Raw genomic sequence first — 18,261 nt, 5'->3', positions numbered from 1 at the left:
GACGGTCATGAAGATCGGCAGGCGGAACCTCTCGGTGCTGATGAATCGGCTTCGGGACGTCAACAATTACAAAGCGGTGTCCCGTTTCATGCGGATCCACCCGCGGCCCGTGCGCGCGATCGTGGAAGAAGTGCTCTCTCTGGGACGCTATCCGCGGACGGTGGAGGTCCGCACGCCGACCGGCCGCTGCGAGGCGCGGCTCTACTCCGCCGCGGACCTCTCCACGCTCAATCTCATCTTCTGCCGGGAAGACTACTACACGCCGGAAGACGCGGACGTGGTCGTCGACATCGGCGCGAACATCGGGCTCAGCGCCCTCTATTGGCTGACCCGCAACCATGGCTCCGTCGTCTATTGCTATGAGCCCTCGCCGATGTCCTACGAGCGGCTGGTGGCGAATCTCCGGCAATACGGGCCGAGAGTGGTTCCGCACCGGCTGGCGGTGAGCGATTTTTCGGGGACGGCCGAGCTCGGATTGGAAGAGTCGGGCGTCTATTCGTCCTTGGATCTGCCGGCGGCCCGGCGTGTCGAGTGCCGGGTCGTCCACATCAACGATGTCTTGGAGGCCGTGCTCGCGCGGCACGGGCGGATCGACGTGCTGAAGATCGATTCGGAAGGACACGAGCTGCGGACCATCATGGCCATCCGCCCGGAGTTCTGGGCGCGCATCCGCTGTCTGAATACGGACTGCCGGGGAGCCGCGCCGTTCGTGCCGGCCGACTTTCGTTGCAGCCGCCGGTCGTCCGCCGAGCGGTTCGTCCGCGAGATGGCAGGATGTTGAAAAAGCCCGCCAGCGGCGTTCTCGGTTGCGAGTCTCCTTGCGACGTCCCGCACCGGGAAGCGAGCCGTCTCGGCGGCTCGAGGGTTGGGCGGGTGAGATAGCTGGCCTTTTTGAACATCCTGCGGGTTCTTCTGTCGTCAAACGCGTTGTCGGCAATCTGGTAGTCCGATCGTGGGGATGATGGGGATGATATGCGTCCGAACTCGCTGACGTTCATCAATCATGCGTCCGTGTTGATCACGGGCGAGCGCCGATCGATCTTGACGGATCCCTGGTACGAAGGCGAGGCGTTTCACCGGGGATGGCGGCTGCTGTACGAGAACAGACCGGAGGAGATCGAACGCGTGCTCGACCGCACCGATTTCATCTGGATCTCGCACGAGCACCCGGACCATTTTTCCATCGGCTTTTTCAGAAAGTACCGGCCGATCCTGCTCGACAGAAAGATCGCGGTCCTGTTCCAACACACCAAGGACAAACGGGTGCTCGGCTTTATGAAGAAAAGCGGGCTGGAGTGCATCGAGCTGCCGACGGGGGTGCCGTTCGCCCTGGAAGACGGCTTCACCGTGCGCATCGTGAAAGACGAATTCTACGACTCGGCGCTGCTGGCGCATGTCGGCGGCAAGCGCGTCTTCAACTTGAACGATTGCCCGCTGCACTCCGACGCGCGGCTCGCCGCCTTCAGGAAGACCTACGGGCCGTGCGATCTCCTGCTCACGCAGTTCAGTTATGCGGCGTGGAAAGGCGGGCGCGACAATGTGCAGTGGCGGCGCTCTGCGGCGGACGACAAATTGGCCGGTCTCGTCAGGCAGGCCCGCGCGCTGGAAGCCGCGGCGGTCGTGCCGTTCGCGAGCTTCGTGTACTTCGCCAACGTGTTGAACAGCTATCTGAACGACGCCGTGAACACCCCTCGCCGGGTTCTGGAGTTCTGCCGCGAAGCCGGCGCGGAGTTCACCTGCGTGCTCCTCAAACCCATGGAGTCGCTCGACCTCGGCGACCCGCGTCCGAAACAGCGCGAGGCGTCCGTGGCGTTTTGGGAGGGCGCCTTCCAGGCCAGGAAGAGCTATATCCGGTACGCGGAATCGATCCCGGTAAACGAGCTGTCCAAGTTGTTTCGGCTCTATTGCGAGCGCTTGAAGAAACGGAACTCGTGGTGGCTGATCCGGCTGTGCCGCGCGTTCGGGCTGGCGTTCAAGCCGGTCGTCATCAAGCTGATCGATACCGGCGACGTGGTCTGCGCCGATGTGCCGCGCCGAACGTTCGGCCCGTCCGCCCTCGAGCCGGAGATCGCGCTGCATTCCGAGTCGCTCGCCTTCATATTGAAGTTCCCCTACGGGTTCGACACGCTGGCGGTGAACGGAAACTTCGAAGAGTTGAAACGAGGCGGGTTCGGCACCTTCACCAAGACCTTCGCCCTCGAAAATCTGAACAACATCGGGTATTCCTTCAGCCCCGCATTGGCGCTGAATTTCAACGTGGTGCGCATCTTTACCGATCGGTTGACCAAGGCGTCGAACAGGCTGAACGCCGGCGCGCCGGCGCCGGCTCCCGACGCCGTGGGAGAAAAAGCCGCCTGACTTTCGGTCTTCAGTGCCGACGGTATTCACAAACTCGTCACTCATCACTCGTCACTTCCGGATATGAACGCCCTCACCATTTATCGGTTCGGCCGGTGGTGTTACCTGCGCGGGATTCCGGTGATCCCCCAGCTGGCGTATCAGGCGATCTATCTCCTGTTCAATGCGGCCATTCCGATGTCTGCGGACATCGGGGAAGGCGCGGACCTGGCGTACGGGGGGATGGGGATCGTGCTGCACGAGCGCTGCAAGATCGGGCGCTTCGTGAGCATCGGCCACCAGGTGACGATCGGGGGGCGATCCCGGCGGTGGGGCGTGCCGGTGATCGAGGACCGCGCCGTCATCGGGGCCGGGGCCAAGCTGCTCGGCCCGATCTCGGTCGGCGCGGAAGCGGTGATCGCGGCGAACGCGGTGGTGCTGCACGATGTGCCGCCGCGGACCGTCGTGGCCGGGATGCCGGCGCGGGTGGTGCGGACGGACATCGATATCCGCGAGTACAGCTGTCTCCAACCTCCCGAAGAGGCCGAGGCGCTGTCGCATCGCACGACGGACAATCTCCTGGTGACCAGGATCGAAGAGCCGGGCCGCGTTCCTCATGTGACGGAGGAGTGGCGGGAGCTGCTCGCCGACAGCGCCGCCGACGGTCTGTTCCTCACGCCGGACTGGCTGATGACCTGGTGGGAGCACTTCGGCGCGGACAAGACGCTGGCGCTGATCACCCTCCGCCGCCACAGCCGGCTGCTCGGGCTTGCGCCGATGTTCGTCCGGACCAGACGGTTCGGGAATCTGGTGCCGCACTCTTCCATGGAATGTCTGGGAACCGGCGTCGTCGGGTCCGACTATCTCGATGTCATCATCCGCCGCGGCCACGAAGCCGAAGTGTCGCGAGGCCTGGCGGAATATCTGCAGCGGCAGGACGCCGTCGTGACCCTCAGCCACATTCGCCGGGACCGTCCCGCCGCGGAGACGTTCATCGCCGAGCTCGAACAGGCCGGATGGACCGTCAGGCGCCGGACGATCGAAACCTGTCCCTACATTCCGCTCAAAGGCCATACGTGGGACTCCTATCTGGCGTCCCTCGGGCCGAGCCATCGGTACAACTTCCAGCGCCGGCTCAAGAATCTGCACAAGCTGGGCACGTTGGTCTTCGAGACGGTGGAAAAGGAAGATCAGCGGCGCGACGCGATGGCGGCCTTGCTGGCGCTGCATAACCGCCGCTGGGACGAACGGGGCGGCTCGGAGGCGATGCAGTCGCTCGAGGAGCTGGCGTTCCATGACGCCTTCAGCCGCACGGCGCTGGAGCGCGGATGGCTGCGGCTGAGTCTCCTCCGTTTGAACGGCCGGCCGATCGGGGCCTTGTACGGGTTGCGGCGAGGCCGCACGGTTTATTTTTACCAATCCGGATTCGATCCGGCCTTCCGGCAGCAGAGCGCCGGATTGGTCACGATGGGATTGGCGATCCGGCAGGCTCTGGCGGAAGGCGTCGAGGAATACGATCTGTTGCACGGCACCGAGTCCTACAAGTTTCTCTGGACCGACCGCACCAGAGAGCTCGCGAAGATCGAACTGTTTCCTCCTTCCATAGGGGGCCTTTTGTGCCTGGGCGCGCTCCGCGGGGAGGCCGCGGCCAAACGACTCGCGCGCCGCGCGCTTCCCGAATGGATGCTGCAACGCCTGATCGCCCTGCGGCGAAAGGCGGCGTAGAACTCTGGTCTATCTGGTGCGGAGGTCTATCTGGTGCGGAGGTCTATCTGGTCTATCTGGTTCGAGATGCGACCAGACAGACGAGATAGACCAGATAGACCAAACAGACCAAACAGACCAAACAGACCAGACAGACCAGACAGGCCACATGTTGAAAACGATCGTGAAAACCGGCCTGGCCCTCGCGCTCTCCCGGAGCGGCGTCAACGCCGTCCTGGCGGGTGTCGCGGCGAGAACGCAGCCGTTGGTTCTGGGCTACCACTCCGTGGTGGAGGATGTGCGGGCGCATGAGGGGCGGGCGATCCCGGCGAATCTGATCAGCGTGGGCATGCTGGAACGGCAACTGGACTGGATCGGCCGGCGCTATCGCTTCGTGACGCTGGATGAGCTGGGCGCGCAGTTGGAGCGCGGCGCGCCGTGGGCCCAACCGGCTGCGGCGGTGACCTTCGACGACGGGTATGCCGGCGTCTATCACCACGCCTGGCCGCTGCTCCGGCGCAAAGGCATCCCGGCCGCCGCCTTCGTCGTCACGGATCTGCTCGGCCGCCCTCAGCTGCAGATCTACGACAAGCTGTACCTGCTGCTCGTGACAGTGTTGCCGGCGCTCCGCCACTCGGGGCCGGAATTCATGCGCGTGCTCGAGAACTACGACGTCCATCTCGCACAGCAGCCGCCCGGGTCGCCGCGCGATCCGTTCGCCGTGATGCGGCACCTCTACACCACCTGCGACCAGGGCACGCTGCGGCGCGTCATTCAGGCGTTGGAGCGCGTGAAGCCGGTGGAGGACGAGCGGTATCCGGAGCTGCACGCCATGACGTGGGAGATGGTCTCGGAATTGGACCGCGCCGGCATGACGATCGGTTCCCATACCGCGACCCATGCGCTGCTGACCTTGGAGGAGTCCCCGTCCGTGAAGGACCAACTCGTGAAGTCGGCCGAGGCGCTGCGACAGAAGCTCGGGAAGCCGGTCGCGCATTTCGCCTATCCGGACGGGCGCTTCGACGCGGATGCCGTGACTGCGGTCGATCAGGCAGGCTACCGGTTCGCGTACACGACCTGCCGGCATCGCGACGCCGGCCGTCCGCTGCTGACGGTTCCGCGCACATTGTTGTGGGAGCGATCCGGCCTGGACGGAAGCGGGCGTTTTTCGCCCGATCTGATGAGTTGCCACGCCTCCGGAGTGTTCGACCGCCTCCCGCGGTGCCGGCATGGCCGCCGCGCCGCGCCCGCCGGAAGGCCCGCTCCGGCGGCCAGCGGCGTCCGGACCGACGCGATGGCTTCCACCGGCGCGCGTGCCCCGCATGTTTAGGCCGGCGCTGAGCATCATCGCGGGCCGCGTGGCGGGATTTGCGGCGACCTTCGCCATCCCGCTGATCCTGGTCCGGCTCTTCGACGTCGAGACGTTCGGCACGTACAAACAATGGTTCCTCCTGCACGCCACGTTGTTGGGCATCACGCAGATCGGCATGTCCGAGTCGCTCCTGTATTTTCTCCCGCGCGGCGGCCGCGACGCGGGACACTACATGATGAATGCGTTGCTGTTCCTGGCGATCGCCGGCGCCGCGGCCGGGTTGGTGCTGGCGGCCGCCGCGGAACCGATCGCCCGGTGGATGAGCAATCCCGCGCTGGCGCCGCTCCTGCTGCCGCTGGCCTTGTACCTCTTCCTGATCCAGTCCGCAGTGTCGCTCGAAACCGTCATGACGGCGCGCAGCCAGTTCGCCCTGGCCGCCGCGTCGTACGCCGGGTCCGACGTCCTGCGCGCCGGCCTGCTGCTCCTGCCGGTGGCGCTCGCGCCGGCCTTGCCGTCGCTGATCTACGGCGCGCTGGCGTTCGGCGTGATCCGGCTCGGCGTCGCGCTCTGGTACTACGTCCGGGAATTCGGCGCGGCGTTACGCCCCGACGCCGCCAGTCTGAAGGCGCAGCTGGCCTACGCGATGCCCTTCGGGCTGTATGTCGTGGTCCACGCCGCCCAGGAAAACCTGCATCAGTATGCCGTGTCCGGCCTCTTCGACGTCGCCACCTTCGCCGTGTATTCCGTCGGCTGTCTGCAAATTCCGCTGGTGGACGTCGTGTCCACGTCCGTGTGCAACGTGATGATGGTCGGGATGGCGAAGGAGCTGCACGGCGGGCGCGAGCAACACATCGTCCGCATCTGGCATGAGTCCGTGCGGAAGCTCGCGCTGGTCTTTTTCCCCCTCGTAGGCGCGCTGCTGCTGCTCTCGCACGACGTGATCGTCTTTCTGTTTACCGAGGCGTACAAGGCCAGCGTGCCGATCTTCATGGTGGGCGTGTCCGCGATCGTCTTTTCGGCCGTCCCGATCGACGGTCTGCTGCGCGTGTACGCCAAAACCACGACATTGCTGGCGCTGAACGTGATCCGGCTGGCCTTCGTCGCGGCCCTCATGTACGGATTCGTGGCTGTGTTCGGCCTCGCGGGCGCGATTCTCGTGACGGTGGGGGCGTTGGCGGTCGGCAAAGCGGTGGGGCTGGCCGCGATGGCGAAAGTCTGGCGGATCGGGTGGACCCAGGTGCTGCCGTGGCGGCAGCTCGCAACAGCCGGCGCGGTCGCGGCCGCGGCGGCTCTGCCGGCGCTGGCGGTGAGCTACGGGCTGCACGCCGCCGCGCCGGTCCGGCTTGTCATCGTAGGTGCTCTCTATGCAGGGACTTATGTAGCGCTCGCCCTGCTGTTCAGCCTTCTGCGTGAAGACGAGCGGGCGTGGCTCTGGGATCGTCTTGGCCGCGCCCGGGTTCTGCTGCCTTCGTAAGATGTTACGAAAGCCGCGCGAGACGAGAGGTGAGTGATGTGTGGTATTGCCGGCATCGTGAGTCTCGGTGAGCAGCCGATCTATGCGGACGAGTTGCGGGCGATGTGCGCGGCGATGGTGCAGCGAGGGCCGGACGACGAGGGCATGTATCTCGGCCCCGGCTGCGGGGTGGCCATGCGCCGGCTCAGCATCATCGATCTGGAGACGGGCCATCAGCCGGTCTGCAACGAAGACGGCACGGTCTGGGTCGTCCTCAACGGCGAGATCTACAACTATCGCGAGCTGCGCAGCGAGTTGGAACGGCGCGGCCACCGCTTTGCCAGCGCCACGGACACGGAAGTCATCGTCCATCTCTACGAGGACCGCGGCGACGCCTGCGTGAACGAATTGCGCGGGATGTTCGGCTTCGCGCTGTGGGACGAGCGGCGCCGGCGGGTGCTGCTGGCGCGGGACCGGCTCGGCATCAAGCCGCTGTACTATGGGATCGCCGGCGGCCGCCTGCTCTTCGCTTCGGAGCTGAAAGCGATTCTGCAAGTGCCCGCGGTGGCGCGCCGGCTGGACTGGCCGTCCCTCTCCCATTATCTGGCTTACGGCACCTCGCCGCCCGAGCGCAGCATCGTCGAGGGCATCCGCAAGCTGGAGCCCGCGCATCGCCTGACGCTGGAGCAGGGCGGGGAGCCGGCCGTCGAGCGGTATTGGACGCTGCGGTTCGCGCCGAACCGTGCGCGGTCTGAAACCGACACCGCAGAAGAGCTCCGGTCGCGGCTGAAGGAGGCGGTCCGCTACCATCAGGTCAGCGACGTGCCGGTCGGCGCCTTCCTGAGCGGCGGCGTCGATTCGAGCGCGGTGGTGGCCGCGATGGCGGGCACGACGACGGGGCGCATTCAAACCTTTTCCATCGGCTGGCGGGAGCAGGAGTACGACGAGCTGCCCTATGCCCGCCTGGTGGCCCGCCGGTTCGGCACCGACCATCACGAGCTGGTGCTCGAGCCGGACGCGATGGACATCCTGGACCGCCTGGCCTGGGATCTCGACGAGCCCTTCGGCGATCCGTCGGCCTTGCCGACGTACATGGTCTCGAAGCTGGCGGCGCAGCACGTCAAGGTCGTCCTGTCGGGCGACGGCGGCGACGAATTGTTCGCGGGGTACGACAAGTACGTGGTCGAATCGCGCGAGCGGATTACCCGATTGTTTCCGGCGGCCCTGCGCCGGCTGCTCGGCTCCTTGGGCCGCCGCTGGCCGGACGGCATGAGGGGGAAGAACTCGCTGCGCCACTTCTCGCTGCCGGACCACGAGCGCTACCTCGACGCCTCCACGCTGTTCACGGAGGACCAGCAGGCCGGCTTGCTGACCGCGGACGCCCGCGCGCAGATCGGCCCCAGCGCCTTTGCGCGGCGAAGGCTGGAGCGGCTGGCGACCTCCACGGACCATTGGCTGTCCCGGCTCCAGGATCTCGATCTCGGACATTATCTCCCGCTCGACATCCTGACGAAGGTGGACCGCATGAGCATGGCCCATTCGCTGGAGTCGCGGGTGCCCTTGCTCGACCATCCCTTCGTCGAATTCGCCGCCACGATTCCGGCCGAGTGGAAGCTGCACCGGGGACGCACCAAGTACATCTTCGTCCAGGCGCTGCGCGGTTGGTTGCCCGATACGGTGCTCGATCGGCCCAAACAGGGGTTCGGCGTGCCGCTCGGGCGCTGGTTCCGCGGGGCGCTCCGCCCGCTGGTCCGGGAGCTGCTGCGGTCCGAGGCCTTCCGGCGGCGCGGACTGTTCGAGCCCGCTGCGATCGAGCGTCTGCTGGCCCGCCACGAAGCGGGCCGGCCGCTGGATTTCCATCTCTGGACACTCATGTCGCTGGAGCTCTGGTGCCGGACGTTTCTCGACGCGCCGGCGCGGGCGGATCGGAAGGTGGACGCCTTCCCCCTGGCGGTCGTGCCGGCCGGCGGCGGCCGCCGGCCGGCGGAGAGGAAGAGGCCGACTGTTCGGACGGCGCAACCGGCGGCGAGACGCAAGCGGGCATCATGACCGGGCAGGGGCGGCCGACGATTGCGATGGTGGCGCCTACGCTGGGCATTCTCGGCGGGCAAGCCGTCCAGGCGCAGGTGTTGGCCGACCATCTCCGCGGCGAGGGGTACGACGTCCGGTTCGTGCCGATCGATCCGCCGCTCCCGGAGGCCGTCCGTTGGCTGAAACGATTCCGCTTCGTCCGCACCCTGGCGAACGAATGCCTCTACGTGCCCAGCCTGGCCCGGCTCCGGCACGCGGACATCGTGCATGTCTATTCGGCCTCCTACTGGTCGTTCCTGCTGGCGCCGCTGCCCGCTCTGCTGATGGCCCGGCGATTCGGCAAACCGGTGCTGCTCAATTATCACAGCGGCGAGGCGGCGGACCATCTCGCACGTTGGGGCTCCTTGGTCCATCCCTGGCTGCGCATGGCGGACCGCATCGTGGTGCCGTCGAAGTATTTGCAGGACGTCTTCGCCCGCTATGGCTATCGCACGGAGGTGATTCCCAACATGGTCGACACATCGCGCTTCCGGTACCGCCCGCGCACGCCGCTGCGCCCGCACTGTCTCTCCACCCGCAACCTGGAGCCGCATTACGGCGTCGAACAGGCGCTGATCGCGTATGCGCTGCTCAAGACGGCGTTTCCCGACGCCGTCTTGACGGTGGCCGGCGGCGGCAGCCAGGAGGGCGAGCTGCGCCAGCTTGCCCGGGCTCTGGATTTGACCGGCGTTCGCTTTCTCGGCCGCGTCGAGCCCGAAGGGATGCCGGCGCTCTACGACAGTGCGGACATCTTTTTGAACGCCTCGTACGTCGACAATCAGCCGCTCTCGCTCCTCGAGGCGATGGCGTCCGGTCTGCCGATCGTGACGACCGGCGTCGGCGACATTCCCCATATGATGGGGGACGGCGCCTACGGCGCGCTGGTGCCCGCCGGGGATCCGGCCGCCATGGCGAAGGCCGCGACGGCGCTGCTCGAACAGCCGGAGCGCGCGCTCCTGATGGCGCAGCGCGCGCACCAGGCGCTGGACCGATACGACTGGTCGAGCGTGCGGGCGGAGTGGGCCCGCGCGTACGAGGAGTTGCAGCGGAAACCGGGGATGCGCCGGGCGGCGTAGAACACGCACCGAGCAGGGAGCGTTGAGCGATGGGTCCCGCGGGGTGGTTGGACCGTGGGCGGCGAGCCCTCTACACGTGGTGGGAGCGATCGGCCGTGCCGCGGCGGCGCGGAGCGGATGCGTGGAATCCCTTCCGAGAGTGGCGGAGAGGATCGGTGGCGGCGGACATGCAGCATTTCCTCCGGATGGACGACTCCTGGGGCGCGGCCGCGACGCTGCGCCGGCATCTGTCCGAGCGGCTCCCCGGCCGATTGTTCGCCGGTTTGTCGGACGAGGCCCTGCCGGCGCGCCTCCTGGAGCGGTGCCCGGAAGAACGGCAACGGATTCTCGCGGAGGCCGACGCGCTGTGCGAGGGGCGCTTCGATCTCCTGGGCTATCGCGGGCTGACGTTCGGGGACCCGGTGGATTGGCATCTGGATCCCGTGGCGCGGCGGCGGGTGCCGCTGCTGCATTGGAGCCGCATCAACCCGTTCGACGTCACGCTGTGCGGAGACAGCCGCCTCATTTGGGCGTTGAACCGGCACCAATGGCTCGTCCTACTGGGCGAGGCCTATCGGTTGACCGGCGAGCGGCGGTATGCCGAGCGATTCGAAGACACGATCCGGGATTGGATCAGAGTCAATCCCGCCGGCCTGGGGATCAATTGGGCGAGCAGCCGGGAGGTGGCGTACCGGTTGGTGGCCTGGTGCTGGGCCCTGGTGCTGTTCTGGCCGGCGCCCGTGCTGACCGCCGATCTGGTGACGCTGATGCTCGACGAGATGCGGCTGCACGCCCAGCACATCGAGCGGTATCCCTCGTACGGCGGGACGCCCAACTGGCCGTTGACGGTCGAAGCGTCGGCGCTGTTCTACGTCGGCTGCCTCTTTCCCGAATTGCGCCGCGCGGCGTACTGGCGCCGCAAAGGTCAGGCGCTTCTGGAGCGGCACATCCTTGCCGATCTGTCGCCCGAAGGCCGCTTCGGCGCGACCTCGACGTCGCATCACCGCCGGATGGCGGAAGCCGCGCTGCACATGCTGGTGTTGGCGGACCGGAATGCCGTCCCGGTGTCCCCGCTCGTGCGGGAACGGGTCCGCGGGTTACTGCACGCGGCGCTTCCTCTCCGGCGTCCGGACGGCCTGATGATGCAGGTCGGCGAGGCGGAGGCCGATGGAGAATGGATGCTGCCCCTGCTGCCCCGCCATGGCGCCGACTGGCGCGGCCTGTTCGCCGTGGCCGCCGCCGTTCTCGCCGTTCCTCAATACGCCTGGGCCGCGGGCGGCCTCTCGTCCGAGGTCGTGTGGTTTCTGGGGACGGCCGGAGCGGAGGCGTTCGACCGGCTGGCGCCCGCGCCGCCGGACTCCGCGGTATTCGAAGAGCCCGCGCCGGGCGGCTGCGTGCCGATGCGCAGCGGCTGGGAGCGGGAGTCGCATCAGCTGGTGTTCGGTTCGTTCGGGGATCGGGCGGACGCCGGAGGGGAGGATCCTCTCGGCATTCAATGCGCCACGTTCGGCGAACCGGTCGTGATCGACGCCGCCCTGTCGGGCCCCGCCGGACACCGTGAATGGCAGGCCTTCATCCGCATGACCAGCCAGCGCAGCACGGTCTTGATCGACGGCCTGGCATCCGGCGCCCGGCCGTCCGATCAGCCGGCTCGGCGGGCGGGCCGGCCCCGCGCGGTGCTGCGGCAATGGTGTCGCAACGATCGGTTCGAGCTGGCCGACGCCGACGACGAGGGATCCCGGGGTCTTCCGCAGCCGGTCGTCCACCGGCGGCGCGTGGTGTTCGTGAAGCGGGCCTACTGGGTGCTGATCGACGACGTGCAGGGGGCCGGCCGGCATCGCGTGGACCTGGTGTTTCAGTTGGCGGCGCAGCGCGCGCAGCTCGACGCGTCGCTCTGGGCCACGGTGTGGACCGCCAACGGGCCGGGATTGGCGATCAAGCCCTTCGCCGACCTGGCGCTGCGGGGCACGATTCAGGACGGAGTCCATGAGACGGCCGGCCGGGCCGAGCAGCGGCAGCCGGTCCGCACGTTGTGCTACAGCGCGGAGGGGGAGGCGCCCATGCGACTCGTGACGATTCTCTTTCCGCTGCGCGACGAGCGGGCGGCGCCCCCGAGCGTGACGCCGTTCGCCGACGATCGGGGACGATTGTCGGGCCTGACGATCGACGATCCTCCCGCCACCATCCTCTATTCGGATCACTCCATCACGGTGGAGGCGGCGTAAGATGTGCGCCATTGCCGGCATCATCCACCTGGACGCCCGGGCGCGCGTGGACGAGGCGCGCCTGCGGCGGATGAACGACGTGCAGCGCCATCGCGGCCCCGACGGAGCCGGCGTCTGGGCCGACGGCCGGATCGGGCTCGCGCACCGCCGCCTGGCCATCGTGGACGTGGCCGGCGGACATCAACCGATGGCGAACGAGGACGGGAGCGTCTGGATCGTCTTCAACGGCGAGATCTACAACCACGCGGCGCTCCGCCCCGACCTGATCCGGCTGGGCCATCGCTATCGCACGCAGAGCGACACCGAAACGATCGTGCATTTGTACGAAGAGCTGGGCGCGCGCTGCGTCGAGCGCCTGCAGGGCATGTTCGCCTTCGCCTTGTGGGACAGCCGCCGCGGGACCCTGCTCCTGGCCCGCGATCGGTTGGGCATCAAGCCGCTTTACTACGCGCGCACCGATCATGAGCTGCTGTTCGCGTCCGAGATCAAGGGCCTCCTGGCGGGCGGGCTGCGGGCGGAGTTCAACGAAGCGATCCTGCCCGAGTTCCTCGCCCATCGATACGTGGCCGGGGAAGAGACGTTTTATCGCGGCATCCGGAAAGTGCTGCCGGCGCGGACGCTCGAATGGTCCGCCGCGGCGGGTTTCCGCGAGCGGCGCTACTGGCAGCCGCCCACCGAGACGCTCGCGGAACCGGCGCGGAGCCGGGAGGAACAGGCGGAGGCGCTGCGCGAAGAGATCCGCGGCGCCGTGCGCAGCCATCTGATGAGCGACGTGCCGCTGGGCGTCTTTTTGTCCGGCGGGCTCGATTCCAGCGGGCTGGCCGCGCTGATGGCGCCGCTGGTGACGCCGCCGCTCCAATCGTTTTCGGTCGGCTTCACCGAGCGGGAAGCCAACGAGTTGCCTTATGCCCGGCAGGTGGCCGAGGCCGTCGGCGCCGAGCATCATGAAATCCTCGTCTCTCCCGAGCAGTTCATGCAGGCGCTGCCCAGGCTGATCTGGCATGAGGACGAGCCGATCGCCTTCCATTCCAGCGTGCCGCTCTACTTCGTCTCGCGCCTCGCGCAGCGGCACGTGAAGGTGGTGCTCACCGGCGAGGGAGCCGACGAGCTGTATCTGGGCTACGACTATCGCTATCGGGTGACGGTGCTCAACGACCGCATCGGCCGCTGGTATTGGCGCGGGGTGCCGGCCCCGATCCGGCGCCGGGCGGCGGCGTCACTCGGCGCCCTGCCCCCGCGCCTCGAACGCTACGCGTCGCGCAGTTTCCTGGCCTACGACCCGGGCCCGCGGGGCATCTTCTTCGACAACTTCTCGGTCTTTCCGGACGCGCTGCAGCGCGATCTCATCGTGGACAAAGGCGTGTTGACCGCGCGGGATCCCCATGCGGACGGATTGTGCTATTGGCAGGAGCATCGCGGCGATCTGCGCGAGCGGATGAGTTACGTGGATATGCACACGCATCTGGTCGAGCTGCTGATGAAGCAGGATCAGATGAGCATGGCGGCCTCGCTGGAAAGCCGCGTGCCCTATCTGGACCACGTGGTCGTGGAACAGGGGATGCGGATGCCGGGCGCGATGCGGTTGCGCGGATGGCGGACGAAAGCGGTCCTCCGCGACGCCCTGCGGCCGTTGCTGCCCGAGCGCATTTTGACCAGGCCGAAAATGGGCTTTCCGGTTCCGTTCGGCCGCTGGCTGCGCGGGCCCTACCGGTCGGCCGTGGAGGACTATGTCTTGAGCCCGCGCGCGCTCGACCGGAATCTGTTTCAGCCGGCCGTGGTGCGGCGAATCGCGGAGGAGCACCGCACCGGCGTGCGGTCGCACGCCGACCGCCTGTGGCTCTTGATCAATCTGGAGCTCTGGCAGCGGATGGCGATCGACGGAGAAGCGCCGGCGGAGATTCAGGCATGAGACGCATCATCCCCGTCCTGGTGATCCTCGGCGTGCTGGCAGGGCCGGCGCTGCCCGGCTGCCGCACCGACGCGCCGCCGCCCGTTCACGCCGTCGCCGCCCGGCCCGGTCCTCCGATCCCCGAGCATGTGCGTCGCGTCGCCGTGTTCTATCCCGCCGCGCAGGAGCGGGACGTCGCCTACGGCTACGACCGGCTGGAACAGGCCGTGGTCCAGCTCAAGCGGCAGCGGCCCTGGGTGCGGGTGCTGGATCGCCGGCACCTCACCACGGTGGCGGCGGAGCAGCGGCTGCAGTTGTCGGGCCGCTTCTCGGACGACAGCGCCGCGCGACTCGGGCGCCTGCTCGGCGCCGACAGCATCGTCTTTTTTCAGATCGACGGCCCGAGCTGGCGGGATCGGCTGCTGGCGAGAATGCACGGGACGATGCCGCCGGTGGTGGTGTCGAGCAAGGTCGTCCAGGTCGAAACCGGCGAGGTGCTCTATCACGACATGGTGGTGCGGACGCCCGATCCCGGCCCGAAGGGGTGGGACGTGTATGCCAGCGACTTCGAAGTGCAGCCGTTGTTGCGCTCGTCGCTCGAAGAGAGTTTGACTGAAGCGATCGTCAATTTGAACGAGGCCTTCCGATGACGGCCGGAGGGACGCCGTGAGGCTGGGCGAGACGTGGCGGAAAGTGCGGCGCATGGGCGCCGATGAGGCGGCCGTGCGCACGGCACAGGCTTGCCGCAAACAGGCCGAGCGCTTCTTTTCGCTGGATCAGGGGGAATGGACCGACGCGGCGTTCCGGCGGAGGCTGGCGCCGGCATGGCGGGGGCTGCGTCCGGAGGCCGTCGTCCGCCAAGTCATATCACGACTGCGGTCGCAGCCCTTCATGCCGGGCTTGGCCGACCGCGCGGCGGCGGTCCGGCTGATGAACGGCCGGTTCGGCGACGAACGGGCGGCGCTGGTGGATCGCGCCGAGCGGGCGATCAAGGGCCGGTTCGATCTGCTGGGCCGGCGCGACCTGTCGTTCGGCGATCCGATCGATTGGCGTCTGGAGCCGATCTCCGGAAAACGGACGGCGCTCGACCATGGGAGCCGGATTCCCTTTTTGGACGGCCGCCTCGCCGGGGATAAGAAGATCGTCTGGGAGCTCAACCGGCACCGCCACTTCGTCACGTTGGGACAGGCCTATTGGCTGACCGGCGATGAACGGTACGCCGGCGCCTTCGCCGATCAGATCGTCTCGTGGATGGAAGCCAACCCGCCGCGCCGCGGGATCAACTGGGCCAGCAGCCTGGAGGTGGCCTTCCGCTCCATCGCCTGGCTCTGGGCGCTGCACCTTTTCGCCGGCTCCGAGCGTCTCGCGCCGGCGCTGGTGTGGCGGATCGTGAAAAATCTGGCGCAGCACGGCGCATATGTCCGCGCCTACCTCTCGCATTACTACAGCCCCAACACGCACCTGACCGGGGAGGCACTGGGCCTGTTCTATCTCGGCACGACGCTGCCGGAGCTGGGGGAGGCGGAGGAATGGCGCCGGGCCGGTCTCTGCATTCTCCTGGATCAGTTGCCCAAGCAGGTCCGCTCGGACGGCGTCTATTTCGAGCAGGCCTCCTATTATCATCGCTACACGATCGATGTGTATCTCCACCTCAAGCTCCGGGCGCAGACAGCCCGCATCGCGCTGCCGCCGTGGATCGATCGCATCCTGTGCGCGATGTTGGACCATCTCATGTGGATCACCAGGCCGGACGGCAAGGCGACCCTCTACGGCGACGACGACGGCGGACGGCTGCTGGCGCTCGGCGAGCGGGAGGCCGACGATTTCCGCGACACGCTGGCGCTGGGTGCGGCCCTCTATGGGAGGCCCGACTGGAAGGCGATCGCCGGCCGGGCTTCGGCGGATCTGTCCTGGACGGCGGGCGCGGAGGTCTTGACGGTGTTCGATCGGCTGCCGGACCGGCCGCCGCCGCCCGGCGCGAAACTGTTCGAGGCCGCCGGCTGCGTCGTGCTGCGCGACGGATGGGAGCCGGACGCGACGTATCTGTGGCTCGACGCGGGCGTCCATGGCGCGCTGCGCGGGGGGCACGCCCATGCCGACGCGCTCTCGTTCGAATTCTGCGCCGGCGGCATCACATGGCTCGTCGATCCCGGCACCTACACCTACACCGGAGACGCAGCCGCGCGGGAGGCCTTTCGTACCACGGCCGGCCACAACACCGTGCTGGTGGACGGACTGCCGCAATCGATTCCCGGCGGGCCCTTCTCCTGGACGCGCGTCGCCTCCGCCTGCGTCACCGAGTGCCGGATGCAATCGGATGCGATGATCGTCGCCGGAACCCACGACGGGTATCTGCGATTGCCGTCGCCCGTCCGGCACACGCGAGCGTTCGTCCTATCGCGCCGGCCCGGCCGGTGGGGCGGGTCCGCTCTCATCGTCACGGATCGATTGGAATCCACCGGCTCCCATCACTATGAGCTGCGGCTGCATCTCGCTCCGGGCTGCTCCGTCGCGCCGTCGGAGGACGCCGCCCACGTCCTGCACGTGACCGGCCGCCGGTTGTTCGTCGCGGTCCGGCGCCTGACGGACGAGCGGGGTTGTGAGCCGGTTGCGCCGGCGGTCCAGTCCGGATGGGTGTCCCGTTGTTATGGACACAAGGAGGCAGCGCCGGTCTTGTCCGCGCAGGTGGAGAATACAGGACCGCTCACGCTTGTCACTCTCTTGGTGCCGGCTGTCGAATCGCCTGACTGGGAAGAGCTGATGGCCGACCTCTCGTTCGGCATCGCACCCCGTGCCGCCCCGCTCGGATAATTCACGCCTTGGTCCGTTCCACCCACGCAACTCGCGCATGCGCATTCTGTGGTTGAAAAGCGATCTGCTGCACCCGATCGACAAGGGCGGGAAGATCCGCTCGTATCAAATGCTCCGGCTGTTGAAACGATCCTGCCATATTACCTACCTGGCGATGGAGGACGGCACGGCCGGCGGGGACGCGAAGGCGCAGGCGACGGAGTACTGCCATGAAGCACTGACCGTCCCCCATGCCATGCCGGAAAAATTCACCGCCGGATTTTACGGCGACCTGGCGAAGAATCTGCTGTCGCCGCTCCCATATGCCGTCCAGAAGTACCGGTCGTCCGTGTATCGCCGCGCGGTGAGCGAGCAACTGGCGGGCGGGGGGCACGATCTCCTCGTGTGCGACTTTCTGTTCCCCGCGGTGAACCTGCCGCCGCGCCTGCCCTGTCCGTCGGTGCTGTTCCAGCACAACGTGGAGGCGTTGATCTGGCAACGGCATGTCGAGGCGCAGACCAATCCTGTCGCGCGCCGCTACGTCGAGCTGCAGCGGCGGCGCATGGACGCGTTCGAGCGGGCCGCCTGCCGGCGCTTCGACTGCGTGGTCGCCGTGTCGGCCGAAGACCGCGCCCTCATGGAGCGGCTGTACGGCCCGCCGCGCGTGGATGACGTGCCGACCGGCGTGGACACGGACTATTTCCGCCCGACCGGCGCCCCCCTGCGGCCCCATCGCCTGGTGTTCACCGGGTCCATGGACTGGCTCCCGAACGACGACGCCGTCCGCCATTTCACGCAGGAGATTCTGCCGCTGGTGCGCCGCGAGATTCCGGACGTCTCGCTGGCGGTCGTCGGGCGCAAGCCGTTCCCGCGGCTGGTGGACTTGAGCCGCCGCGATCCGCACGTCATCGTCACCGGCCGCGTGGACGACGTCCGTCCTTATATAGAGGAGGCGGCCGTCTACGTGGTGCCCATTCGGATCGGCGGCGGCACGCGGCTCAAAGTGTTCGAAGCGATGGCGATGGAAAAACCGGTAGTGTCCACCTCCGTCGGGGTGGAGGGATTGCCGGTCGCGCACGGAGAGGACGTTCTCGTCGCCGACGATCCCCGCGAGTTTGCCCGCGCCGTGATCCGCCTCCTGCGTGATGACGGCCTGGCCCGCCGGTTGGGGCAGCGGGCGGCCGCCAAGGTGCGGCGGGAGTTCGGCTGGGAGCGGGCCGCCGGCCGCTTCGCCGAGATCTGCGCACGCACCGTGACCGATGCCCGCACTGCCGCGCCGCGGTCCGAGCCTGTGTCCGTCCCGCCCGTCCGCTCCGCCGCATGATTGGAATCGGAATAGCCTGCAGGATGTTCAAAAAGGCCGCCGGCAAGGCCGCAGGCGATGCGCGAGCCGGAGGCGTACCCTCTGGGGTACGTTGAGGACTCGC

Annotated in this window: 12 protein-coding genes and 1 pseudogene; all 13 read left to right on the top strand. The window is 67.6% G+C overall.

Annotated elements, in window-relative coordinates; genetic code table 11:
• The first annotated feature begins 7 nt into the window (after positions 1-7).
• The 13 genes and pseudogenes from NITMOv2_RS12225 to NITMOv2_RS12170 all read left to right on the top strand — a co-directional run bounded on the left by NITMOv2_RS12225 (position 8) and on the right by NITMOv2_RS12170 (position 18,158).
• A complete protein-coding gene (locus NITMOv2_RS12225) occupies positions 8-781 on the top strand; it encodes an FkbM family methyltransferase (protein ID WP_053380135.1) in 774 nt (257 codons plus the stop codon).
• A 191-nt stretch (positions 782-972) separates the two neighbouring features.
• Positions 973-2,358, top strand: coding sequence for an MBL fold metallo-hydrolase (locus tag NITMOv2_RS12220; RefSeq protein ID WP_053380134.1), 1,386 nt, complete (start codon positions 973-975; stop codon positions 2,356-2,358).
• Between the two features lie 63 nt (positions 2,359-2,421).
• On the top strand, positions 2,422-4,062 hold the full coding sequence (locus tag NITMOv2_RS22765; protein ID WP_083447972.1) for a GNAT family N-acetyltransferase: 1,641 nt from the start codon (positions 2,422-2,424) through the stop codon (positions 4,060-4,062).
• A 69-nt stretch (positions 4,063-4,131) separates the two neighbouring features.
• Positions 4,132-4,353: pseudogene (locus NITMOv2_RS25035) on the top strand (hypothetical protein); the annotation flags it as partial.
• A gap of 37 nt (positions 4,354-4,390) precedes the next feature.
• Entirely contained in the window at positions 4,391-5,371 is a 981-nt protein-coding gene (locus NITMOv2_RS12210; protein WP_420799898.1) for a polysaccharide deacetylase family protein, read from the top strand.
• Complete coding sequence (locus tag NITMOv2_RS12205; protein WP_187299193.1) at positions 5,364-6,827, top strand: lipopolysaccharide biosynthesis protein; 1,464 nt, start codon at positions 5,364-5,366, stop codon at positions 6,825-6,827. Before NITMOv2_RS12210 ends, NITMOv2_RS12205 begins: the two co-directional genes overlap by 8 nt.
• 36 nt (positions 6,828-6,863) lie before the next feature.
• On the top strand, positions 6,864-8,855 hold the full coding sequence (asnB, locus tag NITMOv2_RS12200) for an asparagine synthase (glutamine-hydrolyzing) (RefSeq protein ID WP_053380131.1): 1,992 nt from the start codon (positions 6,864-6,866) through the stop codon (positions 8,853-8,855).
• The gene (locus NITMOv2_RS12195; RefSeq protein WP_053380130.1) at positions 8,852-9,952 is read left to right on the top strand and encodes a glycosyltransferase family 4 protein; all 1,101 of its coding nucleotides are present in this window, start codon (positions 8,852-8,854) and stop codon (positions 9,950-9,952) included. The genes asnB (NITMOv2_RS12200) and NITMOv2_RS12195 overlap by 4 nt, the downstream gene beginning before the upstream one ends.
• Positions 9,953-9,981: 29 nt before the next feature.
• The gene (locus NITMOv2_RS12190; protein WP_083447971.1) at positions 9,982-12,156 is read left to right on the top strand and encodes a heparinase II/III family protein; all 2,175 of its coding nucleotides are present in this window, start codon (positions 9,982-9,984) and stop codon (positions 12,154-12,156) included.
• Position 12,157: 1 nt separating this feature from the next.
• Complete coding sequence (gene asnB, locus NITMOv2_RS12185; RefSeq protein WP_053380128.1) at positions 12,158-14,065, top strand: asparagine synthase (glutamine-hydrolyzing); 1,908 nt, start codon at positions 12,158-12,160, stop codon at positions 14,063-14,065.
• Positions 14,062-14,694: a hypothetical protein gene (locus NITMOv2_RS12180; RefSeq protein WP_053380127.1), complete on the top strand. Its 633-nt coding sequence runs from the start codon at positions 14,062-14,064 to the stop codon at positions 14,692-14,694. The genes asnB (NITMOv2_RS12185) and NITMOv2_RS12180 overlap by 4 nt, the downstream gene beginning before the upstream one ends.
• Positions 14,695-14,710: 16 nt before the next feature.
• The gene (locus tag NITMOv2_RS12175) at positions 14,711-16,855 is read left to right on the top strand and encodes an alginate lyase family protein (RefSeq protein WP_053380126.1); all 2,145 of its coding nucleotides are present in this window, start codon (positions 14,711-14,713) and stop codon (positions 16,853-16,855) included.
• Between the two features lie 37 nt (positions 16,856-16,892).
• Positions 16,893-18,158 (top strand): glycosyltransferase, encoded by a 1,266-nt coding sequence (locus tag NITMOv2_RS12170; RefSeq protein ID WP_053380125.1) that lies wholly within the window; start codon positions 16,893-16,895, stop codon positions 18,156-18,158.
• The last annotated feature ends 103 nt before the right edge of the window (positions 18,159-18,261 follow it).

It is taken from the genome of Nitrospira moscoviensis (assembly GCF_001273775.1).
GTDB classification, from domain to species: domain Bacteria; phylum Nitrospirota; class Nitrospiria; order Nitrospirales; family Nitrospiraceae; genus Nitrospira_D; species Nitrospira_D moscoviensis.
This window is presented reverse-complemented; position numbering and strand designations above follow the sequence as displayed.